Source organism: Microbacterium sp. NPDC058021, from assembly GCF_042885955.1.
In the GTDB taxonomy this organism is placed as follows: Bacteria; Actinomycetota; Actinomycetes; order Actinomycetales; family Microbacteriaceae; genus Microbacterium.
In genome coordinates this window covers 260,686-286,625 of the sequence record NZ_JBHVRF010000006.1, presented here as the reverse complement: position 1 = coordinate 286,625, position 25,940 = coordinate 260,686, and the positions used below count along the sequence as shown (strand labels likewise).

Genomic DNA, 25,940 nt, shown 5'->3' with positions numbered 1-25,940 from the left:
GGGCGCGTGGAGACCTCAACGGTCGGCGGTGTACTCCAGCGGGATCGACAGGCGCTGCCCGGCGGCGACCGCCGAGGACTCCAGCGCGTTGAGCGTGACGATGGCGTCGACCACGTCGCGCGGGTCCGCCTGCGGCGCGACCTCTTGGGCGATGCCCCACAGCGATTCGCCCGCGGCGACCGTGACGGTCTCGAAAGTGCCGGCGGGGGCGGAGGCGTCGACGGTCGCGAGCGCGCCGCCGCCACTGAGGATGCCGAAGCCGAGGGCCATCACGGCGGGGAACGCGGCCGCTCCCGCGAGGACGCGGCGGCCGCGGGAGGTGAGCCGCAGCCGCGTGGCGGACGGCACGGGTCCTGCGAACTGGATGGTGGTCATGGCTCCTCCTTGGTGGCGATCTTCGCATCCGACCCTCGGCCGGGAGAGCCGGATGCGAAGTTCTCTTCCGAAGTTATCTTCGATGTTTTAGGCTGTCAAGCACGAAACCGAATCGGAGATCGATCGCACGCGACACGCGTGGTCTTCCCCTGCGCGGCATCCGTCACCGGATACGGTTTCGACAGGAGCACCCCACCACGGACCTCCGACATTCGAAGACCGCTGCCCCACGCGGCGAGACGGGAGAGGCGAGATGACCGACGCGACACCGGGCGGGCGCGACCGCGCGCACGACCGACCCCAGACGCGCCGCCGCAAGAGCCTGAGTGAGAAGCAGCTCGCCATCCTCGAGGTGATCCAGCGCTCCATCGCCCGTCACGGCTATCCGCCGAGCATGCGCGAGATCGGCGACGCGGTGGGGCTCAAGTCGCTTTCGAGCGTGACGCACCAGCTCAACCAGCTCGAACTGAGCGGGTACCTGCGCCGCGACGCGGGCAAGACGCGGGCGATGGAGGTGCTCATCGACCTTCCCGGCACCGCCGCCGAGAACCCCGCCGATGCCGCACCGTCACTCGGTGACGCCGCCCTCGTTCCGCTCGTCGGGCGCATCGCGGCGGGCGTGCCGATCACGGCCGACCAGCACGTGGAGGAGATCTTCCCGCTGCCGCGGCAGCTCGTGGGCAAGGGCGACCTGTTCATGCTCAAGGTCAGCGGCGAGTCGATGATCGACGCCGCCATCTGCGACGGCGACTGGGTCGTGGTGCGCTCGCAGGCCACCGCCGACAACGGCGACATCGTCGCGGCCATGCTCGACGGCGAGGCCACGGTGAAGACCTTCCGCCAGCGCGACGGGCACACCTGGCTGCTGCCGCGCAACAGCGCGTTCGAGCCGATCCTGGGCGACGAGTCCGTCGTGCTCGGCAAGGTCGTGGCGGTGCTGCGCGCCGTCTGAGCCGCGCGGATCGCCCCGCGACCCAGGCGACCGCGTCGCAGACGACGAAGAGGGGATGCCGCGACCTGCGGCATCCCCTCTCGTCATCGCCTCAGGCGTGCGTCAGACGTGTACCGCCAGCTGCTCGCGGATGGCGCGCGTGGCCGCCACCAGGTTGCGCAGCGACGCGACCGTCTCGTCGTAGCCGCGGGTCTTCAGCCCGCAGTCGGGGTTGACCCACACCTGGCCGAGCGGCAGCTCGTCGACGGCGCGCTGCAGCAGCGCCGCGATCTCCTCGACCGACGGCACGCGCGGCGAGTGGATGTCGTAGACGCCGGGCCCGATGCCACGGGAGAACCCCGAAGTGCGGATGTCGGCGATCACCTCGCCGCGACTGCGTGCCGCCTCGATCGAGGTCACGTCGGCGTCGAGCGCCGCGATCGCGTCGATGACGACGGCGAACTCCGAGTAACACAGGTGCGTGTGCACCTGTGTGCCCGGCGCGGCCGCGGCCGTCGCGAGGCGGAAGGACCCCACCGACCAGTCCAGGTACGACCGCTGCTGGGCCTGCTTCAGCGGCAGGAGCTCCCGCAGCGCCGGCTCGTCGACCTGCACGATGCGGATGCCGCCGGCTTCGAGATCGGCGATCTCATCGCGCAGCGCCAGCGCCACCTGGTCGGCGGTCTCCCCCAGCGGCTGGTCGTCGCGCACGAACGACCACGCGAGGATCGTGACCGGCCCGGTCAGCATGCCCTTGACGTGCTTGCCGGTCAGACTCTGCGCGAAGGTCGACCAGCCGACCGTGATGGGTGCCGGCCGCGACACGTCGCCCCACAGGATCGACGGGCGCGTCGCACGCGAGCCGTAGGACTGCACCCACCCGTTGACGGTCACCGCGAAGCCGTCGAGGTGCTCGGCGAAGTACTGCACCATGTCGTTGCGCTCCGCCTCGCCGTGCACGAGCACATCGAGGTCGAGGTCCTCCTGCAGGCGCACGACACGGCGGATCTCCTCACGGAGGAACCCCTCGTACTCCTCGGTGCTCCCCTCCCCGCTCGCGTGCCGGGCGCGGGCGCGACGGATGTCGCCGGTCTGCGGGAACGACCCGATCGTCGTGGTGGGGAGCACCGGCAGGCCGAGAGTCTCCCGCTGCACCGCCTCGCGCTCGTCAGCGGGCCCCCGGCGATAGTCCGCGGGGGTCAGCGCCTCCGCGCGCGTCCGCACCGCGCCGTCGCGCACGCCCGGCGCCGAGCGGCGGTCGGCGAGGGCTGCGGATGCCGCGTCGAGCTCGGCCGCGATGGCCTCGCGGCCATCGGCGAGTCCCGCAGCGAGGGTGACGACCTGGCCGACCTTCTCGTCGGCGAAGGCGAGCCACGACGCCAGGCGCGGGTCGAGGTGCGGTTCGTCGTCGACGTCGTGCGGCACGTGCTGCAGCGACGTGGAGGTCCCCGCGGCGACGGCGGCGGCACCGAGCGCGCGGAGCGCGTCGAGGCGGGACCATGCGGCATCCAGATCGCCGCGCCAGATGTTGCGGCCGTCGATCACGCCGCCCACGAGCGTCTTGCCCGCCAGCCCGTCGGCGACGGGCGGCAGCGCGCCCCGGTGGAGGTCGATGGCGATGGCCTCGACGGGCGCTGCGGCCAGCGCCGCCCACGCCTCGGCGGAGAGCTGCGCGTAGCTGGCGGCCACGACGATCGCCGGACGGCCCGGCGCCTCTCCCAGCACGCGGTAGGCCGCCGCCGCCGCGTCGGCGAGGCGGGCGGGCGTCGCCGGCAGGCTCTCGCTCACGAGGGCGGGCTCGTCCAGCTGCACCCACTCGGCACCCGCATCCCGCAGCGACGCGAGCAGCTCGGCGTACACCGGCAGCAGGTCGTCGAGCCGGGTGAGCGGGTCGAACCCCTCGGGGGCGGCATCCGTGGCCTTCGCCAGCGCCAGGAGCGTCACCGGGCCCACGATCACCGGGCGCACGGTCACGCCGTCGGCGCGGGCCTCGGCGACCTGCCGGGCGAACCGGTCGGTCGACAGCGCGAAGGTCGTCTCGGGTCCGATCTCGGGGACGAGGTAGTGGTAGTTCGTGTCGAACCACTTGGTCATCTCCAGCGGTGCGCGCTCCCCCTCGCCGCGGGCCGCGGTGAAGTATGCCGAGAGCGGAATGGTCCCGTCGACGTCGCGCAGGTCGGCGAAGCGCGCCGGGAGGGCCCCGACCGCCACGGCGGCGTCGAGCACCTGGTCGTAGTACGAGAAGCTCTCCGGGATCGCGGAGTCGGTGCGGCCAAGGCCGAGTGCGGCCAGCCGCTCCCGGGTCGCGCGCCGCACCGCGGCGGCCTGCCGTTCGAGCTCGGTCTCGTCGATCCGCCCGGCCCAGTGGGCCTCGACGGCGCGCTTGAGCTCGCGGCGCCGCCCGATGCGGGGGTAGCCGAGGATCGTTCCGGCGGGGAAAGGGGCGCTGGTCATGATGCGTTCTCCATCTGTGGGGTGAGGATGCCGGCCCGGCGCAGGACGGCGAGGACGATCTCGTGGTCGTTGAAGGCATACAGGTGCACGCCGGGGGCACCGCCGGCGACGACCTCGCGCGCCAGGCGCGCAGCGGCATCGATGCCGATCTCGCGCTGCGCCTCGGCGCTCGGCTCGACTTCGAGTGCGATGGCGAGCTCGGCGGGCAGCTCTTCGCCGGTGAGCTCGAGCACGCGGCGGAGCCGGGCGGGCGAAGTGATCGGCATGATGCCCGGGAGGAGCGGAATGGTGACCCCCGCCGCCCGCGCCCGCTCGACGAAGGCGAGGTACACGTCGGGGTGGAAGAACAGCTGGGTCACGGCGAAGGTCGCTCCCGCGGCCTGTTTGGCCAGGAGCGCGTCGAGGTGCTGGGCGGGGTGACGCGAGCGCGGATGCCCCGAGGGGAACGCCGCCACCGCGATCTGCACCCGCCGGCGCCGCTCGATGCGTGCGGCGGCCGGGATGCCGGGGATCTCGCCCTCGGTGTAGGGCCGGCGCTCCGCCTGCACGCGGTCGATCAGCTGCACCAGTTGCGCGGCGCTCTCGAGATCGCCGAGGAACGCATCGCCCTCCGTGTGCCCTGCAGGCGGGTCGCCGCGCAGCGCGAGGAAGCTGGTGATGTCGGCGTCGAGGAACTCGCGGATGAGCGTCGTCGCACCGGCGTAGGTGTTGCCCACGCAGGTCAGGTGGGCCAGCGGCTCCACGGTGGTCGTGCGGCGGATGTGGCGCAGCACGTCGAGCGAACGGCCCCCTGTGGAGCCGCCGGCGCCGTAGGTGACCGAGATGAAGCTCGGGCGGGCATCGGCGAGACGGCGGATCGTCTCGTGGAGGCCGATCGTGCCCGCCTGCGTGCGCGGCGGGTACAGCTCGAACGAGAACGGCACGGCTGGCGCGGATGCGGCGGACAGCGGGCTCATGTCGCTCCTCAGGTAGGAGGCTGCGGCCGGACGGCCGCGACCACGCACGGGTGTGCGTTTCTCGCGGGCGGGTGCCGGGCTCGGCTGTCGCTCCTGCCCGACCCCTGCGGGTCCGGCGACGATGGCCCCACGGTAATGACCCGGGGTGGGGTCGTGGTCGCATGTGACGATCTGTGTCGCCGCGTAACGTGGATCGCATGGTCGACGTGCTGCCTTACGGTTCCTGGCCCTCCCCGCTGTCCGCGGCCGACGTGTCGGCGGCGTCGCCCCGATTGGAGGGCGCGCGCTTCGTCGGGGATGAGGTGTGGTGGGGCCAGACGGTGCCCGCCGAGGGCGGTCGCACCACGGTGCGGCGGCGGATGCCGGACGGCGCGGTGGCGGACGTCCTCCCGACCGGGTGGAGTGCGCGATCCCGCGTGCACGAGTACGGCGGCGGCGCGTGGACGGCCTCGGACGACGGCATCCTCTTCTTCGTCGAGAAGTCCGACCAGCGGGTGTACGCGCTGCCGCCGGGCGGCGAACCGACCCCTCTCACCCCGGATGCCGGTGACGTGCGCTACGGCGGACTCACCTGGCAGCGGGGCATGCTGCTGGCCGTGTGCGAGGACCACACCGGCGAGCGCCCCGCCCGCCGTATCGTCGCGATCGCGACAGGCGGACCGGTCAATGTGACCGCGGTCGCCGGCGGCAGCGACTTCGTCGCGCACCCCGCCCTCTCCCCCGACGGCGGCCATCTCGCGTGGATCGCGTGGGACCACCCCGACATGGCGTGGGATCGCAGCCGCCTCATGGTGGGCCGTCTCGACGACGGCGTCGTGACGGCGCCGCGGACGGTGTCCTCGGGGACCACCTCGGCGCTGCAGCCGCAGTGGCTCGACGATGACCGGCTCGTCTACGCGGACGACCCGACGGGCCGGTGGAACCTGTGGTGCCGGTCGATCTCGACGGATGCCGCGGCGACGCCGCTCGCGCCGGCCGATGCCGACACCGGCGGGCCGCTGTGGGTGCTCGGCCAGCGCTGGTACGGGGTGCTGGGCGACGGGCGCATCGTCGCGGTGCGCACGCACGGCGACGACGCGCTGGTCGTCATCGGTCCGGACGAGGAGGTGCGGCCCCTCGTCCTCCCGACGACGGCGGGGGTCTCGATCGAGGACGTCGCGGGGTCGCGCGTGCTCCTCACCGGCGCCGGCGCCGAACGCCCGGCGGGGCTGTGGCTCGTCGACGTCGACCGCCCGGGCGATGCCGAGCCCCTCGTCGGCGGCACGGCCCCCTGGGACGCGGCGTGGCTGCCGCAGCCGCGCTCGGTGACATTCGCCGGCCCGCACGGCCCGGTGCACGCCTACGATTACCCGCCGACCAATCCCGAGGCGGCCGCGCCCTCCGGCGAGCTGCCGCCGTACGTCGTGTTCGTGCACGGTGGTCCCACCGCGCACGTCGCGGCCGCGGCATCCGGCAAGATCGCGTACTTCACCAGCCGGGGCATCGGCGTGCTGGATGTCAACTACGCCGGCTCCAGCGGCTACGGCCGCGCCTACCGCGAGCGGCTGCGCGGCCAGTGGGGCATCGCCGATGTCGACGACGTCGCCGCCGCGGCGGCAGGTCTGGCCGCCGAGGGACGGGCGGATGCCGCGCGCCTGGCGATCGAGGGCGGATCGGCCGGCGGGTGGACGGTGCTGTCGGCGCTCGTGCGCACCGACGTGTTCGCAGCGGGCATCTCCCGCTACGGCGTCGGCGATGCCCGCACGCTCGCCGAGGACACGCACGACTTCGAGGCGCGGTATCTCGACGGGCTCATCGGACCGCTCCCGGAGGCCGACGCGGTGTACGCCGAGCGCTCACCGCTGACGAGGCCGGAGCGCTTCCGCGTGCCGGTGCTGCTGCTGCAGGGCGCCGAGGACGAGGTGGTGCCGCCGTCGCAGGCGGAGGCGATCCGCGACGCCCTCGCGGCGCGGGGCGTCCCCCACGCCTACGTTCTCTACGAGGGCGAGGGCCACGGCTTCCGCCGCACGGAGACGGTCGTGCACGCGCTCGAGTCCGAGCTGGCCTTCCTCGGCCAGGTGTTCGGCTTCGACACCCCCGGCGTGGCACCCGTGGAGCTCACGACCGCACCCTGACCCGCGCTCGGTCGTCGCAAAGGCCCCCGCCCGCGCCGCGCAGCGGCCGAATGCGACGGCCGAGCCCCACACGCCGCCGCCCGCGCCCCGCCGCCTCGCCGCGCCGCGACGCGCTCGCGACGCTCGGTCGTCACGAACACCCCCGCCCGAGCGGCATCCCGCGCCAAATGCGACGACCGAACCCCACACCCGCGCCGCGCCGAACCCACGCGCCCGCCCGCACCTTCGGTCGTCACGAACGCCCCACCCTGACCGGCATCAAGGGCCGGATGCGACGACCAAACTCGCACGCACGCACGCCGCGCCCACGCGCGTGTGCGCCGCGCTCGGTCGTCGCGAACACCCCGCCCGAGCGACATCCAAGGGTCGGATGCGACGACCGAACGGCGGCGGGCGCTCAGGCGTCGACGCGGAAGCGCTCCAGTTCGGCGGCGAGGCGCGGGGAGACGAAGGCGTGCAGCGCCGTGCCTTCCTCTTCGTGCGCCTGTTCGACGATGTGCCCGGTCTCGTGCGCGGCCGACACCAGGTCGCCGCGGTCGTAGGGCACGAGCGCGCGCACTTCGACCTCGGGAAGCGGCAGGGCCGCTTCGACGACGGCACGCAGCTCTTCGATGCCCTCGCCGGTGCGCGACGACACGAACAGCGCGTCGGGCTCGAGGCCCCGCAGCACCAGCCGGGTGTCGTCGTCGACGAGGTCGGACTTGTTGAACACGACGATCTCGCGGATGTCGCGCGCGCCCACATCGCCGATGACGTCGCGGACGGTCCCCAGCTGGCTGGCCGGGTCGGGGTGCGAGGCATCCACGACGTGCACGATGACATCCGACCCCGCCACCTCTTCCAGCGTCGAGCGGAAGGCCTCGACGAGCTGGTGCGGGAGGTTGCGGACGAACCCGACGGTGTCGGTGAGGGTGAACACGCGGCCATCGGCGGTCTCGGACCGGCGCACCGTGGCATCCAGGGTCGCGAACAGGGCGTTCTCCACCAGTACGCCGGCGCTGGTGAGCCGGTTGAGCAGGCTCGACTTGCCGGCGTTGGTGTAGCCGGCGATCGCGACCGACGGGATGGTGTGGCGCTTGCGTTCGGCGCGCTTGGCGTCACGTGCGGGCGCGAAGTCGCGGATCTGGCGGCGCAGCATCGCCATACGGGTGCGGATGCGACGGCGGTCGAGCTCGATCTTGGTCTCACCGGGTCCGCGCGAGCCCATGCCCGCGCCGCCGGCGCCGACCTGGCCACCGGCCTGGCGGCTCATGGAGTCACCCCACCCGCGCAGGCGCGGGAGCAGGTATTCCAGCTGGGCGAGTTCGACCTGCGCCTTGCCTTCGCGGCTCTTGGCGTGCTGGCTGAAGATGTCGAGGATGACGGTCGTGCGGTCGATGACCTTGACCTTCACGACGTCTTCCAGCGCACGTCGCTGGCTGGGGGCGAGCTCGGTGTCGGCGATGACGGTGTCCGCTCCGACAGAGGCGACGATGTCGCGCAACTCCTGCGCCTTGCCACGGCCGACGTAGGTCGCCGGGTCCGGGTGCGGGCGGCGCTGCAGCACACCGTCGAGCACGACCGCTCCGGCCGTTTCGGCCAGGGCCGCCAGTTCGCGCAGCGAATTCTCGGCGTCCTCCTGCGAGCCCTGTGGGTAGACCCCCACGAGCACGACGTTCTCCAGCCGCAGCTGGCGGTATTCGACCTCGGTGACGTCCTCGAGCTCGGTGGACAGGCCGGGCACGCGGCGCAGCGCGGCACGCTCCTCGCGGTCCCACTGCTCGCCGTCGCCGTCGCCGTAGGCGGTCGAGGCATCCTGCAGCGCCTGTGCGGCGCCCAGCACGCGGTTCGCTCCTCCGGTGCCGGTGAAACTCGTCACCCGCGCTCCCTGACGCGCCTCAGCGCGCGCCAGCACCCGGTCGACGGGATCGACCTGCGTCGATTCGACCTCGTCGGGGTTGGTGGTGTCTGTCATGTATTCCTTCCGGGAAGCCGCACCGGCGGCATCCGTAAACTCTAGCTTTCCGCCCTGCGCGTGGCCTCCGCTACGCTCGCAGGATGGGGAATGATCACTATTTCAGTGCGTCCCCGTCCAGTTCCTCTGATCTCCGCCGTCTCCGGGTGACCCTCTCCGGCCGTGCGGTGGAGCTCATGACGGCGGGCGGGGTTTTCAGCCCGGATCACATCGACTCCGGTACCGCGGTTCTGCTGGCCAACACACCACCGCCGCCGCCCGGCGGCCATCTGCTGGACATCGGCTGCGGTTGGGGACCGATCGCGCTGTCGCTGGCGATGGACGCGCCGCACGCGACCGTCTGGGCCGTCGATGTGAACGAGCGGGCGTTGGACCTCGTGCGCCGCAACGCCGAGACGCTGGGGCTCGACAACGTCAACGCCGTACTGCCCGATGATGTTCCCGAAGGCATCTCGTTCCGCACGATCCGCTCCAACCCGCCGATCCGCGTGGGCAAGAGCGTGCTGCACGGGCTGATGCAGCACTGGATCCCGCGCCTGGCCGAACGCAGCGACGCGTGGCTCGTGGTGCAGCGCAACCTGGGGTCCGATTCGCTCCAGCGCTGGCTGGATGCCACCTTCGCCGACGGCTACAGCGTGCACCGCGCCGCGACGGCTCGCGGCTTCCGCGTGATCAAGGTGCGCCGCCACGGCGCGACCCCCACAGCGGAGATCACTCTGCCGTAAGGCGAACCCGGCCCCCACCCGCGCCCGAGCGGGTCAGGCCAGCGCGACCTCGCCGCTGAAGACGAGCGTCGCCGGACCCGACAGCAGTACGTGCTCGCCGTCGTCGCCCTGACGCACCCGCACACCGAGCGTGCCCCCGGGCACGTCCACCCGCCACTGGTCGGGTGCCGCCTTGCCCGCCCACAGCCGCACGGCGAGGGCGGCGGCTGCCACCCCGGTGCCGCAGCTGAGGGTCTCGCCGACGCCGCGTTCGAACACGCGCATCGTGATCGCCCCGACGCCGCCCTTCACGAGCGGATCGGCGGGCACCACGAACTCGATGTTCGCGCCGTGGCGCGGGGTGGGTTCGAGGATCGGCTGCACGGTGAGATCGAGGCCGTCGAGTTCGAGGTGCGTCGGCAGGGCGACCACGACGTGCGGGTTGCCGACGTCGATCCCCTGGCCGGGGCGCGCGACATCGAGCCCGCGGGCGCGCACCAGCACGTCGCCCTCCTCGGCCCGCCAGACGCCCAGGTCCACCTCGAAGCCGTCGTCCGATCGGGTGACCCGCTTGATGCCGGCGCGCGTGCCGATGTCGAGGTGTCTGCCGTCGGGGAGCTGGGCGAGCCCGGTGTCGACGAGGTAGCGCGCGAAGACGCGGATGCCGTTGCCGCACATCTCCGCGGCGGAGCCGTCGGCGTTGCGGTAGTCCATGAACCACTCGGCCCCGGCCGCCGCGGCCTCGCGGCCCTCGGGCAGCGCGGCGGCGCGGACGACCCGCAGCGTACCGTCGCCGCCGATGCCGAAGCGGCGGTCGCAGAGGACGGCGACCTGGTCGTCGCTGAGATCGATCGCGCCGTCGGGGTCGGCGAAGATCACGAAGTCGTTGCCGGTGCCGTGACCTTTCGTGAACGGGAGGGTCTGCGGCATGCCCCCAGTCTATCGACGCCCGGGCCGGCCCTCGGCGGGACGGGCGTCGGTTTCGGGCACGTCACCGGCTGTCGGTGCGCCGCGGCGAGGTCACCCGAGCGAGTCCGCCAGGGCAGCGGCATCCGCCCCCGGCGCGACCCAGGTGGTGTCGGCGTACCGGCGGAACCACGACACCTGACGGCGCGCGTAGCGGCGGGTGAGCGCCTGGGTCTGCGCGATCGCGTCGGCCTCGGACAGTTCGCCGTCCAGCTGGGCGAGCGCCTGGGCGTAGCCGATGGCGCGGCGCGCGGTCACGCCGTCCTCCAGGCCCGCCGCGCGCAGCGCCGCCACCTCCGCCACGAGACCCTCACGCCACATGGCCTGCACGCGTGCGTCGAGGCGGGTCACCAGCTCTTCGCGCGGGACCTGCACCCCGATGAGGCGCGTCGGCCTATGCCACAGCACGGGGTCGTCGGGCAGGGCGGCGCCGTGCGTCGCCTCCCCTTGCGCGAGCACTTCGAGCGCGCGCACGATGCGCCTGCCGTTGCGCGGATCGACGCGGCCGGCGGTGACCGGGTCGAGGTCCCGCAGGCGCGCGTACAGCGCACCGGGCCCCTCGCGGTCGAGGTCGGCTTCGAGCGCGGCCCGCAGCGCCGCGTCGCGCGGTGGGAAGCGGAAGTCGTAGACGACGCTCGAGACGTAGAGCCCCGAGCCGCCGACGAGGATCGCGTCGGCGCCCCGTGCGTGGATCTCCCCGATCACGGCGCGCGCAGCGGGCTGGTACCAGGCGACCGCGGCGTCGTCGGACGGCTCGAGCACGTCGAACAGGTGATGCGGGATGCCGCGGCGCTCGGATTCGGGGAGCTTGGCGGTGCCGATGTCCATGCCGCGGTACAGCTGCATGGCATCGGCGTTGACGACCTCCGCGGCGCGCCCACGGGCGCCCAGCGCCTCGGCGAGGTCGAGCGACAGCGCCGTCTTGCCGGTGCCGGTCGCGCCGACCACGACCCACAGGCGCGGTGCGGCCGGGTCAGACACCGATGCGCAGCGTCGGGAGACCGAGCGAGACCGCGCGGGGTGCCCCGCCGTCGCCGGCCGGGGCGGGCACGGCGCACGATTCCGCCTGCATGCGGTCCCACGCGTCGCCGGCGCGCGTGCGCCGGATGCGCAGGGCCGCGCCGTCGGGGGAATCGGCGAGCAGATGGAACGGGGCCGCGTGGGTCACGGTCACCGAGACGACGTCGCCGGGGCGGGGCAGGTCGGAGCCGGCGGGAACCTCGAAGTGCACGAGCCGGTTGTCCTCGGCGCGGCCGGTGAGCCGGTGCGTCTCGGCATCCTTCTTGCCCTCGCCGGTGGAGACGAGTACCTGCACCTCGCGGCCGACCTGCTTCTGGTTCTCCTCCAGGCTGATGCGATCCTGGAGGGCCATGAGGCGCTCGTAGCGCTCCTGCACGATGTGCTTGGGAACCTGATCGGGCATGGTCGCCGCGGGGGTGCCTTCGCGGATCGAGTACTGGAAGGTGAAGGCGCTCGCGAACCGGGCGGCTTCGACGACCCTCATGGTGTCCTCGAAGTCCTCGTCGGTCTCCCCCGGGAACCCGACGATGATGTCGGTGGAGATGGCGGCGTGCGGCATGCGCTCCCGGACGCGGTCGAGGATGCCGAGGAAACGCTCCGAGCGGTAGGAGCGGCGCATGGCCTTGAGGATCCGGTCGCTGCCGGACTGCAGCGGCATGTGCAGCTGCGGCATGACGGCGGGGGTCTCGGCCATGGCTGCGATGACGTCATCGGTGAAGGCCGCGGGGTGCGGGCTGGTGAACCGGACGCGCTCGAGGCCGGGGATCTCCCCCGCCGCCCGCAGCAGCTTGCCGAACGCCTGCCGGTCGCCGAACTCCACGCCGTACGAGTTCACGTTCTGACCGAGCAGGGTCACCTCGATCGCACCGTCGTCGACGAGCAGGCGGATCTCGTTCAGGATGTCGCCGGGCCGGCGGTCCTTCTCCTTGCCGCGCAGGCTCGGGACGATGCAGAAGGTGCAGGTGTTGTTGCAGCCGACCGAGATCGACACCCACCCGCTGTGCACGGCGTCGCGCTTGGTCGGCAGTGTCGAAGGGAACACCTCGAGGGATTCCAGGATCTCCAGCTCCGCCTCGCCGTTGTGGCGGGCGCGTTCGAGCAGGCTCGGAAGGGAGCCCATGTTGTGGGTGCCGAAGACGACATCCACCCACGGGGCCTTGCGCTGCACCGTCTCCTTGTCCATCTGCGCGAGGCAGCCGCCGACCGCGATCTGCATCCCCTCGTGCTTGTCCTTACGGGACTTCAGATGCCCGAGCGTGCCGTACAGCTTGCCGGCGGCGTTGTCGCGCACCGCGCACGTGTTGATGACGATGACGTCGGCATCCGTGCCGTCCTCGGCCCGGACGTACCCGGCGCTCTCCAGCGACCCGGAGAGGCGCTCGGAGTCGTGGACGTTCATCTGACAGCCGAACGTGCGCACCTCGTAGGTGCGGGGGCGCCCGTCGGCGGTCTGCGCGGCGGCAGAGGGCGCGATGAGGGTGGGGGCAGCGGACGGCGAGCTCATGATGACTTCATTGTAGGTTCCCGACCCGGACGCGAGCCGGGCGGACCTCGCTCACCTGATGCGGCTGCGGATGCGCACGGCCGACAGCGCCGTGCAGACGATGGTGAGGGCGACCAGCGCTGCCACGACGAACCAGGCCGTCACGGTCCAGTCGCCGATCTGCAGGTCCAGCCCGTACAGCAGCCGAAGCTGCTCCTCGGCGCCGGGGGCGTCGGCGGTGATGGTGGCCAGTGCCCCGTCGGAGAACTGGCGTCGCAACAGCATGCCCGCCTGCGCGAACGGCAGCGCCGCCACGACGTCGGCCACCGTCTCGGGGAACGCGCCGATCGGGATGTAGGCCGCGGCGATGAAGCCGAGCACGGTACCGACGATGGTCGCCAATGCCGAGAAAGCCCCGTTGGTGCGCACGAAGGTCACGATGAACGCCGAAAGCGACGTGAAGGCCAGGCAGGAGAGCACGACCACGGCGAAGGCGGTGATCACGTTGCCGACCGGCAGCCAGGTTCCGCGCAGCAGACCCAGATAGCCCACGGCGAGCACGAGCACGAACGTCGACAGCATGAGGGCGACCGCGGCCGCGGCGAGCAGATACCCGAGCACGAGCTGGCCGCGCCGCACGGGTGAGACCAGGAAGTCGCGGAACCGCCCCGAGGCGCCGTCGTCGGTGAGGACGGCGATGCCGCCCATGCCGGTGGTGACGGTGGTGATGAGGACGATGCCCGCGAACATCCAGCTGTCGATGAATGCCTGCACCTCGCCTTCAGTCGCGCCGGGAAGCGAATCCGCCAGGTCGGCAGTCTGCAGGTTTCCGAGGAAGAGCGTGTACAGCCCGAACAGGATGAGCGCGCCCAGCAGCGAGAAGAACACGTTCATCGGGTCACGGAAGAACATGCGGAGGTTGCGCCCCACGATGGCGAAGACGATGGTCATGCGGCCGGCTCCTCGGCAGCCGAGCGGCCGGTGAGGGCGAGGAAGACGTCGTCCATGCGTCCGTGGCGGAACTCGAAGTCGCGCACGTGCTCACCGTGGGTGGCGAGCAGCTGACGAGCGGTCGCGGCGTCGGGCACCTCGATGACGATCTCCTCGCCGTCGAGGGTGGGGGCGGCGCCGGCCGCGCGCGCCGCCGCAAGGAGCGAGTCGGCGTCGTCGGAGGTGACGGTGAGCACGCTGCGGCTGTACTTCGCGCGCAGTCTCGCGGGGGTGTCCTCCGCGATGATCCGCCCGGCGTCCACGACGCACACCTGATCGGCTTCCTCGGTCTCTTCGAGGTAGTGGGTCGTGAGGAACACCGTCAGCTCCGTCTGCGCGCGGAGGGTGTGGAGGGTGCGCCACACGAGAGCCCGGCTGGCCGGGTCGAGCCCCGCCGTCGGCTCATCGAGGAAGAGCACGCGGGGCTCGTGCAGCAGCGCGCGGGCGACGTCGACGCGACGGCGCTGGCCGCCGGAGAGCGCACCGTAGGGCCGGTCGAGGAACTCGTCGAGGCCGATGAGGGCGGTGAGGTCTGCGATGCGGGCGGCGATGCGGTCGCGCGCGACGAGCGACATCCGTGCCCGCAGCTGCAGGTTCTCCCGCGCGGTGAGCGCGGGATCGAGCACGGAGTCCTGGAAGACCACGCCGATGCCTTCGCGCACCGCGTTGCCCTCGCGGGTCACGTCGTGGCCGAGCACGCGCACGGAACCCGAGTCGAACGGCAGCACCGTGGTGAGGCATCCGATGGTCGTGGACTTGCCCGCCCCGTTGGTGCCGACGAACGCGAACACCGCGCCGTCAGCCACCTCGAACGAGATGCCATCGACCGCCGGTCGGCCGCGATACTTCTTGGTCAGCGCCTCCACCTGGATCGACATCCCGCCCCTCTCCATCGCCTCCGATTTTAGGCGCGCGACGAGGGCTCAGCGGAATCGGACCCCACCCCCGGAACGGTTCTCCGCCAGGGCGGCCCGCGCCGGAGTCGTGGACGTTCATCTGACAGCCGAACGTGCGCTCCTCGTAGAGGTCGGCGGATCACTCGTCGTCGTCGGATGACGCATACGGCGCGAGGAAGTCCGTGAGGTGCGCGGCATAGCCCTCGGGGTCGACGTTCCAGCTCTGGATGTGTCCGGCGTCCGGCACCGGCACGTAGCGGCCCAGGGGGAGCGCGCGGGCGAAGTCCTCGCTGTCGGAGTGCGGCACCAGCGGGTCGGCGAGACCCTGGAACACCAGAACGGGGACGGAGTCGAACACGGACGTCTGGTCGAGCTCGTCCAACGCCGTGAGGGACAGGTCACCACGCCACTGCACGACCTGACGCACGAGAGGCGACAGCGCCCCCAGATGAAGTCGCTGCGCCTGGCCGTCGATGACGTGTCCCCAATCCAGCACCGGCGCGTCGAGCACCATGGCCACCACGCGATCGGCGTGCGCGGACTCGTGCATGAACCGGGTGACGATGCTGCCGCCCATCGAGTCGCCGTAGAGCACGAACCGCTCGGCGCCCTGCGACAGGGCGTAGTCCGCGGCGGCGTCGAGGTCGGCCCATTCCCTCTCCCCCAGGCTGAAAAGGCCGTTCGCACTCGCCGGTGCGCCTTCGTCGTTGCGGTAGCTGATCAGCAGGGTCGGCAACCGGACATGACGGATGGTCGACAGCGGGCGCAGCCCGCTCTGGCGAAGACCGTCGATGCCATGGACGAACAGCACCCAGGTCGACCCGTCGCCGTCGACCATCCAGGCCGGCATGGTACCCAGCTCGCCCTCGACCTCGACATCGCGGAAGTCCAGCCCCAGCGCGCTGCGCGGGTCTCCGGTCCACAGGTTGGGGTTGAGCGCGACGTCGACTCCGACGGCGGGCGCCCCGTCTGTGGGGACGAACGTGCGCGTCACCGACTGACCGTCGGAGCGCAGCACCGGTCCGACGACCCCCTCGCCGGCGACCTCCCCGTCCGCGGCGGCCCAGGTCAGACCGTACGTGCCGATGCGCATTCCGGCATCCGTGCGGGACAGGGTGATCTCGCCATCGCCGACCGCGATCACGCTCCCCGCCGCGGTCGTGAGGTCGTGGTGCGGCGTGAGCAGCACCTGGGCGCTGGCCAACGGGACCCCGACCAGTGCGGCCAGTACTACCGCCACTACGCTCCCCCCGACCACGAACGGCCATCGTCGTCGGCTGCGCTGGCGTCTCACACCGCGAGCATAGGGGATCTCAGCGGAACCGCACGCCGCCGCGGGTGCCGCTTTCGGCCAGCGCGGTCCGCGCGGCCGTCGCCGCCACCGCGCCCGGGTAGCCGCGCCGGGACAGCTGCCCCATGAGGCGGCGCATCGCGGTCTCATGGTCGACGCTGTCCAGTTGCCGCGTCTTCGTCCGTGCGAACTCGAGCGCGCGCTCGGCCTCGTCGTCAGGCTGATCCGCGAGCGCCTCGTCGGCGATCTCCCGTGGGATGCCGCGAGAGGACAGCGTCTGCGCGATCGCCCGCCTTCCCTGTCCCTTGCGCTGCGCACCGGTGTGGATGAGCTGCTCCGCCAGCCTGGCGTCGTCGAGGTAACCCAACCGGGTGAAGGAGTCGAGCAGGGCTTCGAGGTCGTCCGGGGGGAGCTCGTGCTCCGCCGCGGCCGCACGGGCCTCGGAGACGGACAGCTGCCGGGCGCGGAGCTTGCGCAGCAGGATGCGCTCCGCCGCAGCCACCCGATCGGCACGGTCCTCGTCGGCATCCTCAGGCACGGGGGGCACGACATCCGCATCCCACGTGGTGCGCCACTGCGGCGGGCCGTCGCCGCGCCCCGCGGAGCGCTGGTCGAGCCGGGACAGGGTTGCGGCGGTTTCGGCGACCGGGTCGGGGTGAGAGGCGCGCCCGGCGGCGGCGTTCTTGCTCCGCGCCGGTTCGGCGGTCGCACGGCGATCGCCGAACAGCGGGATGACGGGGGCGATCCCCTCGGCGTCCTCAGGGACGCCCCCGTCGCTCACGAAGTGGACCATCAGGCCGGGCGGCGTGCAGCCAGGTCGTCGGCCACGGGCTCTTCGACGAGCTTCGGCTGGCCGATGCCCAGCTTCAGCTTGATCTTCGTCTCGATGTCGTTGGCGATGTCGGGGTTGCGCAGCAGGAAGTTGCGGGCGTTCTCCTTGCCCTGACCCAGCTGGTCGCCCTCGTACGTGTACCAGGCGCCGGACTTCTTGACGAGCGCGTGCTCGACGCCGAAGTCGATGAGGCTGCCCTCTCGGGAGATGCCCGTGCCGTAGAGGATGTCGAACTCCGCCTGCTTGAACGGGGGCGCCATCTTGTTCTTGACGACCTTCACGCGCGTGCGGTTACCCACCGCATCGGTGCCGTCCTTCAGCGTCTCGATGCGACGGATGTCCAGACGAACCGAGGCGTAGAACTTCAGCGCCTTACCGCCGGCGGTCGTCTCGGGCGAACCGAAGAACACGCCGATCTTCTCGCGCAGCTGGTTGATGAAGATCATCGTGGTGTTGGTCTGGCTGAGCCCACCGGTGAGCTTGCGCAGCGCCTGCGACATCAGTCGGGCCTGGAGACCGACGTGCGAGTCGCCCATTTCGCCCTCGATCTCGGCCTTGGGCACGAGCGCCGCAACGGAGTCGATGACGATGAGGTCGATCGCGCCGGAGCGCACCAGCATGTCGGCGATCTCGAGAGCCTGCTCACCGGTGTCGGGCTGCGACACGAGCAGCTGATCGATGTCGACACCGAGCTTCTGCGCGTAATCGGGGTCGAGCGCGTGCTCGGCGTCGATGAACGCGGCGATGCCCCCGGCGCGCTGCGCGTTGGCGATCGCGTGCAGGGTGAGCGTCGTCTTACCCGACGACTCCGGCCCGTAGATCTCGATGATGCGACCGCGCGGCAGACCGCCGACGCCGAGCGCGACGTCGAGGGCGATGGAGCCGGTCGGGATCACGGCGACGGGAGCGCGCTCGTCGCTACCCAGTCGCATGACCGAGCCCTTTCCGAACTGCCGGTCGATCTGGGCGAGGGCCGATTCAAGGGCTTTCTCGCGGTCGGCGGGTGAGGGCATGACGTGCTCTTTTCTGCTCGCGGTCGGTCGCCTGTAGGCTGTCGCGCTCCGCCCCGGATGGGAGGGATGCTGCGACAAGGCGTGTGGTGTGCGATGACATGGTCCACGCTACGGAGGGCCTCCGACATCGGTCGGCTGCCTGCCGTGATTGTGGACGGTCATGCCCTCGACACCTGCTGTAGAGGAGACTACGACCGAATCGAACAGAGGTTCGACGACACGCCGCATCGCGTTCGCCGATAACGACGAATACCGGAGGCGTGCGAGGGCTCAGCGTCGGCTCGGGTCCATCCGGCCCACGCCGTAACGGCGGTCTTCCGGCACCTCGGCTTCGACGCACAGAGCGGCCCACACCTCGCGCGCGGGAGTACCGGCGGCCAGGGCTTCCCTGGCGGTACGCCCGCCCACGCGAGGCAGCACGAGATCGGCGACGAGCGCCGCGCCCCGCGGACCGAACTCGTCGCTGACGGCGCGATCGAACTCGCTGCGACGCATCGACACCTTCCGGTCAGCGCATCGACAGCGCGGGCTCGGCCTCGACCGAAGCCACGAGATCGTCGGGGACGACGTCGGGGAACGTGTGCAGGCCTTCGAGTACGGAGATGCGGTCACCGACTTCGCGCATGATGGCGGAGATGGGCACATCGAGCGCGTCGGCCACCGAAGCGAGGATCTCGCTGGAGGCCTCCTTCTGTCCGCGCTCGACCTCACTCAGATAGCCGAGAGCCACGCTCGCGCGGCCGGCCACCTGACGGAGGGTGCGCCCCTTCTGCAGACGGAAGTCACGCAGCACTTCGCCGATTTCTTGACGAACCAGGATCATTTCGGGCCCCCTCTCGCTTTCCATCCCATCGGGTCCACAACAGTACAACACCGGACAGGGTCACTGTAATCCCGGTAGTTGTGCATGGGATGGGAATCACTGGACCACAACGCCGTGTCGCGGCGACTTGTTCCCGTCAGAGGGCTTCGAGTGCGAAGGCGATCGCCCTGGCCGTCGTGGCGGTGCGGATCTCGTCGCGGTCGCCGGTCAGGCGCAGGGACTCCACGCGCGAACCCAGCGACGTCGAGACGGCGATGTGCACCGTTCCGACCGGCTGCCCATCGACGGCATCCGGGCCGGCGACGCCGGTGGTGGCGATGCCGATGTCGGCGGGACGCTCGGCGGTACCGACGGCCCGCCGCACCCCGCGGGCCATCTGCCTGGCCACCCGCTCGTTGACCGGACCGTGCGCCTCGAGCAGCACCGGGTCGACGCCGAGGAGGCTCTGCTTCAGTTCGGTCGCATACGCCACGATGCCGCCGCGGACGACCGCGGAGGCCCCCGGCACAGCCACGAGGGAGGCGACGACCAGTCCGCCGGTGAGCGATTCGGCCACCCCGATGGTCCAGCCGAGTTCGCGCAGCCGCTCCACGAGGATCTCGGCGTCGCTGCGACGTCCGCTGGAGACGAGCGTCTGCTCGTCGGGCAGGTCGGGATCGGCGGCGGGGCGGAAGGGACTCACGAGGCGGTCCCGCGACGCGCCCGGCGCGCGCCGCGCATCTCGGTCACGACGTAGTCGATGCCGCTCGCGATCGTCAGCACCACCGCGATGGTCATGGTGACGAGGTTGACCCAGTGGATCCACTCCCCCACGACCGTCCACAGCGGCAGCAGCGCGAGCGACAGGGCGACACCCTGGGCGACGGTCTTGAGCTTGCCCATCCAGGCGGCCGCGACGACGTGGCTGCTGGCGACGATCAACCGGTGCACGGTCACGCCGATCTCGCGCACCAGCACGACGACCGTGATCCACCAGGGCAGCTCGGCGAGGATCGACAGCCCCACGAACGCGCAGCCCGTGAGCACCTTGTCGGCGATGGGGTCCAGGAGCTTGCCGAGGTCGGTCACGATGTGGTGGCGCCGGGCGAGGTAGCCATCGATGCCGTCGGTGGCGATCGCGACGATGAACAGCACCGCAGCCCACCACCGCAGCGGCCCATCGGCGCCGCCGTCGGCCAGCAGCATCCACAGGAAGACGGGGGCGCAGAGGATGCGCACGATCGTGATCGCGTTGGGGAGCTGCCTCGGAATCGCCACGTGTCGAGCCTACCGTCGCGCGCCTCAGCGGCCGGTGAGGCCCCAGGCATCCTCGTCGCCGGATTCCTCTTCGACGACCTCGTAGCCGGCGAACTGCGCCTCGACGGCATCCTCTGCGGCTGCGTCGGGCTCGTCTTCGCCGCGCAGCCGGGCGAGGACGCCCGGCAGCTGCTCGGGGGTCACCATGACGTCGCGCGCCTTGGATCCCTCGGACGGGCCGACGATCTCGCGGGATTCGAGCAGGTCCATGAGGCGACCCGCCTTCGCGAAGCCGACGCGGAGCTTGCGCTGCAGCATCGAGGTCGAGCCGAACTGGGTCGAGACGACCAGTTCGGCCGCGGCCAGCAGCAGCTCGAGATCGTCGCCGATGTCGGCGTCGACTTCCTTCTTCTCCGTGACGGCGGCGACGTCCTTGCGGTACTCGGGACGAGCCTGCTGGGTGACGTGGCGGACGACCTTCTCGATCTCGCCCTCGCTGACCCACGCGCCCTGCACGCGGATCGCCTTCGAGGTGCCCATCGGGAGGAACAGCGCGTCACCCTGTCCGATGAGGCGGTCAGCACCCGGCTGATCGAGGATGACGCGGGAGTCGGTGACGCTCGTGACCGCGAACGCGAGCCGCGACGGCACGTTGGCCTTGATGAGACCGGTGACGACGTCGACCGAGGGGCGCTGCGTGGCCAGCACCAGGTGGATGCCGCTGGCTCGCGCGAGCTGGGTGATGCGCACGATCGAGTCCTCGACGTCGCGCGGGGCGACCATCATGAGGTCGGCGAGCTCGTCGACCACGACCAGCAGGTACGGGTAGGGCTTGAGCACCCGTTCGCTGCCGGCGGGAAGCTGCACCTCACCGGAGACCACGGCGCGGTTGAAGTCGTCGATGTGGCGGTAGCCGAACGACGCGAGGTCGTCGTACCGCATGTCCATCTCCTTCACGACCCACTGCAGCGCCTCGGCGGCCTTCTTGGGGTTCGTGATGATGGGCGTGATCAGGTGCGGCACGCCGGCGTACGAGGTGAGCTCGACGCGTTTGGGGTCGATGAGCACCATGCGCACTTCGGAGGGCTTGGCGCGCATGAGCAGGCTCGTGATCATCGAGTTCACGAAGCTGGACTTGCCCGAGCCGGTCGAACCCGCCACGAGCAGGTGCGGCATCTTGGCGAGGTTGGCCACGACGTAGCCGCCGCCGACGTCCTTGCCGACGCCGATGGTCATGGGGTGCACGGAGTTCGTGGAGGCGGGCGAGCGCAGCACGTCACCGAGTGTCACGATCTCGCGGTCGGTGTTGGGGATCTCCACGCCGATGGCGCTCTTGCCGGGGATCGGCGCGAGGATGCGCACCTCGTTGGAGGCGACGGCGTAGGCGATGTTGTTGGTCAGCGCCGTGATGCGCTCGACCTTCACGCCCGACCCCAGCGCGATCTCGTACTGGGTCACTGTCGGGCCGCGGGAGAACCCGGTGACCCGCGCGTCGACGGAGAACTGGTCGAAGACGCTCGTGATGGCCCGCACCATGGCGTCGTTCGCCTCGGAGCGCGCCTTGGGAGGCGTGCCGGCGGCGAGGGCCGCGGTGGAGGGCAGCCGGTAGGGCGCCGAGGGCGGCATCCCGTCGCCGTCTCCGCCGAGGCCGGACATGCCGGGCAGCTCGCCGTCGTCGATGATCTCGGTGGCGTCCTCGCGGATGCCGGTGTCGGCGCGGCGGCCGCCGGCGCGCACGGCCGCGACGACACCGGGGCTGATGACCTCGGTGGGCGCATCGGGCAGTGGGGGCGGCGGCGGGGGCGGCGCGATGGCCTGGTCGAAGCCGCCGGTGTCGCCGTGGGGCGACAGCAGCGCTGTGAGGTCCTGCGACCCGAGGTCGTTGTCGGGGTCCTCTTCGCGACCCGACTTGTTGCGCCGCCACCACGGCAGCGCGTCGGAGTCGGCGTCGGAGTCGGACGCGTCGCCGGCGGATGCCTTGGCGGGCTTCTCGACCCGCTCGGCGTCGAACATCCAGGCGTACAGGTCGCCGAGGCGGTGGCCGATGCGGTTGGGCGGGGTCTTGGTGAGGATCAGCACGCTGAGCAGCGACAGCAGCCCCAGCACGACGCAGGCGCCGATCTGCGTCAGGTACGACAGCGGCTGGCCGACCATCCAGCCGAACAGTCCGCCGGCGGTGCTGAGCGACGGCAGGCCCGCGGCGGGCTGCGGCAGTCCGCCCAGCACGTGGCAGAAGCCGGCGATCGTGAGCACGAACAGGCCGAAGCCGATGCCGATGCGCCCGTTGTCGTGCACCGACGACGGATGCCGGAAGAGCCAGCCCGCCAGCAGCAGCAGAAGCACCGGGAGGATGAACGCCACGCGGCCGATCGCGGCGCCGGCGGTGTACGCGCTGATGGTCGCGGCGACCTCGTTGCCGATGAAGAACCACTCCACGACGGCGCCGGCAGCCGCCAGCAGCACCAGCAGGAACGGGAAGCCGTCGCGCCGCTGATCCTTCTCGAGCGTCTCGGGACCGAACGCGCGGAAGAGACTGCCCGTCGCGTGGGCGAGCCCCATCCAGGCCCGCGCGATCACCGGCGGCTTCTCCGCCTCATCGACGTAGCGCTTGGGTGCCGGAGCGGGTTTGCGGGCGCGCGGAGACGCACCCTTCGCGGGCGCGCGGCCGCTCTTGGTCGGACTGCTGCTCCTGGCCATCCCTCAACGGTAAGCCGCCGCACCGACATTCCGCGCAACGACGCGGCCGTTCGCGCGGCCCGCCCCGCGGGCAGGCCGCGCGTGCGCGGGTCCCGAGCCCCCGCCCCGCCCGCATTCGGTAGTCGCATTCGTCCCCGCGGCGGCGGGCCCGCGTGCCCTTCGCGACCACCGAACGGCGCGGCTGACGCCGCCCCCGGCGGGTTCGGTGGTCGCGTTCGTCCCCAATGACACGGGTTCGCGGGGCGTTCGCGACGACCGAACGCGGTGGGTGGCGCAGCCTCGCGAGTTCGGTGGTCGCGTCCGACCGCAACGACGCGGAGCCGCGGGGCGTTCGCGACGACCGAACGGGGTGGGTGGCGCAGCCCGGCGCGCTCGGTCGTCGCGTTCGTCCCCAAGGACGCGGGTTCGCGGGGCGTTCGTGACGACCGAACGCAACGCGGGCACGCGCGCGGGCGAGCGGCGGACGCTGCGCGCCCGGCAACGAACACCGCCCGTGGGCCGCACACGCGGCCCACGGGCGTTGGACAGGGGCTGTTACGCCTCGATGACCAGCGGCACGATCATCGGACGCCGACGCAGGCGCTGGTTGACCCAGCGACCGATCGTGCGACGCACGACCTGCGACAGCGCGTGCGAGTCGCGCACCCCCGACTTGGCGGCCTCGGCCAGCGCGGCGGCGATCTTGGGCTTGACGTCGTCGAACACCGAGTCGTCCTCGGCGAAGCCGCGGGCGTGGATCTCGGGACCGGTGATGACGCGGCCGGTGGCGGCATCCACCACCACGATCACCGAGATGAAGCCCTCTTCGCCGAGGATGCGGCGGTCCTTGAGGTCGGCGTCGGTGATCTCGCCCACCGTCGAGCCGTCGACGTACACGAAGCCGATGTCGAGCTGCCCCACGACGGTCGCGATGCCGTCCTTGAGGTCGATGACGGTGCCGTTCTCGCCGAGGATGGTGCGCTCGGCGGGGATGCCGGTGTCCTGGGCGAGCTTGGCGTTGGCCATGAGGTGGCGGTACTCGCCGTGCACGGGCAGCACGTTGCGGGGCTTGAGGATGTTGTAGCAGTACAGCAGCTCGCCGGCGGCGGCGTGGCCGGACACGTGCACCTTGGCGTTGCCCTTGTGCACGACGTTGGCGCCGAGCTTGGTGAGCCCGTCGATGACGCGGTAGACGGCGTTCTCGTTGCCGGGGATGAGGCTGGAGGCGAGGATCACGGTGTCGCCGGTGCCCGGCTCGATCGCGTGGTCGAGGTTGGCCATGCGGCTGAGCACGGCCATCGGCTCGCCCTGGGACCCCGTGGACATGAAGACGATCTTGTCGTCGGGCAGGTCCTGGGCCTTCTTGTAGTCGATCAGCACGCCCTCGGGCACCGTGAGGTAGCCGAGATCGGCGGCGATCGTCATGTTGCGCAGCATGCTGCGACCCAGCAGCGCCACGCGGCGGCCGTTGGCGTGTGCGGCATCCAGCACCTGCTGCACGCGGTGCACGTGGCTGGAGAAGCTGGCGACGATGACGCGGCGCGGGGCCTTGGCGATGACCTGGTCCAGCACCGGCCCGATCGACCGCTCCAGCGGGGTGAACCCGGGGACGTCGGCGTTGGTGGAGTCGACGAGGAACAGGTCGATGCCCTCTTCACCCAGTCGCGCGAAGGCGCGGAGGTCGGTGATGCGGCCGTCCAGCGGCAGCTGGTCCATCTTGAAGTCGCCGGTGGCCAGCGCCGTGCCGGCCGGGGTCTTGATGGCGACGGCGAGCGCGTCGGGGATGGAGTGGTTGACCGCGATGAACTCCAGGTCGAACGGGCCGACCTGCTCCTTCTGGTCTTCCTTCACCGTCAGCGTGTACGGCTTGATGCGGTGTTCCTTGAGCTTGGCCTCGATGAGGGCGAGGGTGAGCCCCGACCCGATGAGGGGGATGTCGCGCTTGAGGCGCAGCAGGTACGGCACCGCGCCGATGTGGTCTTCGTGGCCGTGGGTCAGGACCACCCCGACGATGTCGTCGAGGCGGTGCTTGATCGGCTCGAAGTCGGGGAGGATCAGGTCGACCCCGGGCTGGTGCTCCTCGGGGAACAGCACGCCGCAGTCGACGACGAGGAGCTTGCCCTCGTACTCGAAGACGGTCATGTTGCGCCCGATCTCGCCGAGTCCGCCCAGAGGCATGACACGGAGGGTTCCGGGGGCGAGGGCGGGGGGCGGGGTGATCGCGTTGGGGCTCATCGTGTAGTGCCGTGGACCTTCGGGAGTGCGCCGCCAGCTGCCGCATTGCGGTCGGGACGGAAATTGGAGAAATCAGCGCCGACGACGTCGGTCACCAGGGCAAGCTCGTCCTCGATCATCGCGGCCTCCCATTCCTCCGGCCCCACGAGGGGCAGGCGGACGCGAGGGCTGGAGATGCGACCGAGGCCGTGCAGGATGTACTTCGCGCTGACGGTGCCCGGAACGTGGGTCATGACCGCACGCACGAGGGGTTCCAGCTGCTTGTGAGCCGTCGTGGCCGCGGCGAGATCGCCTCGGTTGACGGCGTCGATCATGACGCGGTAGGGCGCGGCCGCGACGTTCGCGGTCACCCCGATGAGTCCCGTCGCACCGATGGACAGGTGCGGCAGGGCGTTCGCGTCATCGCCCGAGAAGTACATCAGGTCGGTTTGGTTCAGCACCCGGCTGACCTCGCTGAAGTCGCCCTTGGCGTCTTTGATCGCGAGGATGTTCGGGTGCTTGGCGAGACGGAGGATCGTCTCGTACTTGATCGGCACCCCGGTGCGACCCGGGATGTCGTACAGGATGACCGGCAGATCGGTGGCATCGGCCACCAGCCGGAAGTGGGTGAGTATGCCGGCCTGGGTCGGCTTGTTGTAGTACGGCGTGACGATCATGATGCCGTCGGCGCCGACCTTCTCGCTGGCCTTGTACAGCTCGATGGCGTGCGCGGTCTCGTTCGATCCGCCGCCGGTGATGATCTTGGCGCGGCCGGCGGCGACGTCCTTGCCCACCTCGACCAGGCGGATCTTCTCGGGGTCGGTGAGCGTGCTCGTCTCCCCCGTCGTGCCGGTCACCACGATGCCGTCGGCACCCGCGGTGATGACATCGTCCATGTGCTTCTCGACGGCGGGCCAATCGACTTCACCGTCGGCGGTCATGGGAGTGACCAGCGCGACGAGAACCTGTCCGAACGGGTTGCCCTGATGCGTCATGTTCCCAGGGTATCGGT

At 71.3% G+C, this 25,940-nt stretch carries 22 protein-coding genes; 3 read left to right on the top strand and 19 right to left on the bottom strand.

All coding sequences use genetic code 11. The features are described from left to right. Positions 1–15 precede the first annotated feature (15 nt). Positions 16–375, bottom strand: coding sequence for a LysM peptidoglycan-binding domain-containing protein (locus ACFVR6_RS14645; RefSeq protein WP_386964299.1), 360 nt, complete (start codon positions 373–375; stop codon positions 16–18). 253 nt (positions 376–628) lie between these two features. Here ACFVR6_RS14645 and lexA point away from each other — a divergent pair, with 253 nt between their 5' ends. Further along, the gene (gene lexA / locus ACFVR6_RS14640; protein WP_386964297.1) at positions 629–1,327 is read left to right on the top strand and encodes a transcriptional repressor LexA; all 699 of its coding nucleotides are present in this window, start codon (positions 629–631) and stop codon (positions 1,325–1,327) included. A gap of 102 nt (positions 1,328–1,429) precedes the next feature. On the opposite strand, the gene metE is transcribed toward lexA, so the two are convergent. Together metE and ACFVR6_RS14630 are read right to left on the bottom strand one after the other, a co-directional pair. Next, complete coding sequence (gene metE, locus ACFVR6_RS14635) at positions 1,430–3,760, bottom strand: 5-methyltetrahydropteroyltriglutamate--homocysteine S-methyltransferase (RefSeq protein ID WP_386964295.1); 2,331 nt, start codon at positions 3,758–3,760, stop codon at positions 1,430–1,432. Further along, the gene (locus tag ACFVR6_RS14630; protein ID WP_386964293.1) at positions 3,757–4,716 is read right to left on the bottom strand and encodes a methylenetetrahydrofolate reductase; all 960 of its coding nucleotides are present in this window, start codon (positions 4,714–4,716) and stop codon (positions 3,757–3,759) included. The genes metE and ACFVR6_RS14630 overlap by 4 nt, the downstream gene beginning before the upstream one ends. Before the next feature lie 197 nt (positions 4,717–4,913). On the opposite strand from ACFVR6_RS14630, the gene ACFVR6_RS14625 reads away from it, so the two are divergent. Continuing rightward, a complete protein-coding gene (locus tag ACFVR6_RS14625) occupies positions 4,914–6,830 on the top strand; it encodes a S9 family peptidase (RefSeq protein ID WP_386964291.1) in 1,917 nt (638 codons plus the stop codon). Between the two features lie 397 nt (positions 6,831–7,227). Here the strand turns inward: ACFVR6_RS14625 and hflX are convergent, their stop codons facing one another. Continuing rightward, on the bottom strand, positions 7,228–8,784 hold the full coding sequence (hflX, locus tag ACFVR6_RS14620) for a GTPase HflX (protein WP_386964290.1): 1,557 nt from the start codon (positions 8,782–8,784) through the stop codon (positions 7,228–7,230). An 83-nt stretch (positions 8,785–8,867) separates the two neighbouring features. Here hflX and ACFVR6_RS14615 point away from each other — a divergent pair, with 83 nt between their 5' ends. Continuing rightward, positions 8,868–9,509 (top strand): class I SAM-dependent methyltransferase, encoded by a 642-nt coding sequence (locus tag ACFVR6_RS14615; RefSeq protein WP_386964288.1) that lies wholly within the window; start codon positions 8,868–8,870, stop codon positions 9,507–9,509. Between the two features lie 33 nt (positions 9,510–9,542). Here the strand turns inward: ACFVR6_RS14615 and dapF are convergent, their stop codons facing one another. The 15 genes from dapF to dapA form a co-directional block, all read right to left on the bottom strand. Beyond that, positions 9,543–10,418 carry a diaminopimelate epimerase gene (gene dapF / locus ACFVR6_RS14610; protein ID WP_386964286.1) on the bottom strand — a complete coding sequence of 292 codons (876 nt, stop codon included), beginning with the start codon at positions 10,416–10,418 and terminating at the stop codon, positions 9,543–9,545. Positions 10,419–10,508: 90 nt separating this feature from the next. Further along, on the bottom strand, positions 10,509–11,435 hold the full coding sequence (miaA, locus tag ACFVR6_RS14605) for a tRNA (adenosine(37)-N6)-dimethylallyltransferase MiaA (RefSeq protein WP_386964284.1): 927 nt from the start codon (positions 11,433–11,435) through the stop codon (positions 10,509–10,511). After that, positions 11,428–12,978, bottom strand: a complete 1,551-nt coding sequence (gene miaB / locus ACFVR6_RS14600) for a tRNA (N6-isopentenyl adenosine(37)-C2)-methylthiotransferase MiaB (RefSeq protein ID WP_386964282.1) — start codon at positions 12,976–12,978, stop codon at positions 11,428–11,430. The genes miaA and miaB overlap by 8 nt, the downstream gene beginning before the upstream one ends. Before the next feature lie 51 nt (positions 12,979–13,029). Then, positions 13,030–13,908 (bottom strand): ABC transporter permease, encoded by an 879-nt coding sequence (locus ACFVR6_RS14595; protein WP_386964280.1) that lies wholly within the window; start codon positions 13,906–13,908, stop codon positions 13,030–13,032. Beyond that, complete coding sequence (locus tag ACFVR6_RS14590) at positions 13,905–14,825, bottom strand: ABC transporter ATP-binding protein (RefSeq protein ID WP_386964278.1); 921 nt, start codon at positions 14,823–14,825, stop codon at positions 13,905–13,907. The genes ACFVR6_RS14595 and ACFVR6_RS14590 overlap by 4 nt, the downstream gene beginning before the upstream one ends. A 157-nt stretch (positions 14,826–14,982) precedes the next feature. Beyond that, positions 14,983–16,083 (bottom strand): alpha/beta hydrolase family protein, encoded by a 1,101-nt coding sequence (locus ACFVR6_RS14585; protein ID WP_386964276.1) that lies wholly within the window; start codon positions 16,081–16,083, stop codon positions 14,983–14,985. 73 nt (positions 16,084–16,156) lie between these two features. Then, positions 16,157–16,915 (bottom strand): regulatory protein RecX, encoded by a 759-nt coding sequence (locus ACFVR6_RS14580; protein ID WP_386964275.1) that lies wholly within the window; start codon positions 16,913–16,915, stop codon positions 16,157–16,159. Positions 16,916–16,926: 11 nt separating this feature from the next. Continuing rightward, the gene (recA, locus tag ACFVR6_RS14575) at positions 16,927–17,979 is read right to left on the bottom strand and encodes a recombinase RecA (protein WP_386964273.1); all 1,053 of its coding nucleotides are present in this window, start codon (positions 17,977–17,979) and stop codon (positions 16,927–16,929) included. A 270-nt stretch (positions 17,980–18,249) separates the two neighbouring features. Then, on the bottom strand, positions 18,250–18,474 hold the full coding sequence (locus ACFVR6_RS14570; protein WP_386964271.1) for a DUF3046 domain-containing protein: 225 nt from the start codon (positions 18,472–18,474) through the stop codon (positions 18,250–18,252). Positions 18,475–18,487: 13 nt separating this feature from the next. Beyond that, positions 18,488–18,802, bottom strand: coding sequence for a helix-turn-helix domain-containing protein (locus ACFVR6_RS14565; RefSeq protein ID WP_191718037.1), 315 nt, complete (start codon positions 18,800–18,802; stop codon positions 18,488–18,490). Between the two features lie 136 nt (positions 18,803–18,938). Next, positions 18,939–19,484, bottom strand: coding sequence for a CinA family protein (locus ACFVR6_RS14560; protein WP_386964269.1), 546 nt, complete (start codon positions 19,482–19,484; stop codon positions 18,939–18,941). Then, positions 19,481–20,059, bottom strand: a complete 579-nt coding sequence (pgsA, locus tag ACFVR6_RS14555) for a CDP-diacylglycerol--glycerol-3-phosphate 3-phosphatidyltransferase (protein ID WP_386964267.1) — start codon at positions 20,057–20,059, stop codon at positions 19,481–19,483. Before pgsA ends, ACFVR6_RS14560 begins: the two co-directional genes overlap by 4 nt. Positions 20,060–20,083: 24 nt before the next feature. Beyond that, positions 20,084–22,735: a DNA translocase FtsK gene (locus ACFVR6_RS14550; RefSeq protein ID WP_386964265.1), complete on the bottom strand. Its 2,652-nt coding sequence runs from the start codon at positions 22,733–22,735 to the stop codon at positions 20,084–20,086. 534 nt (positions 22,736–23,269) lie between these two features. Next, positions 23,270–24,949, bottom strand: coding sequence for a ribonuclease J (locus tag ACFVR6_RS14545; RefSeq protein ID WP_386964263.1), 1,680 nt, complete (start codon positions 24,947–24,949; stop codon positions 23,270–23,272). Continuing rightward, entirely contained in the window at positions 24,946–25,923 is a 978-nt protein-coding gene (gene dapA, locus ACFVR6_RS14540; protein ID WP_386964261.1) for a 4-hydroxy-tetrahydrodipicolinate synthase, read from the bottom strand. Before dapA ends, ACFVR6_RS14545 begins: the two co-directional genes overlap by 4 nt. Between the last annotated feature and the right edge of the window lie 17 nt (positions 25,924–25,940).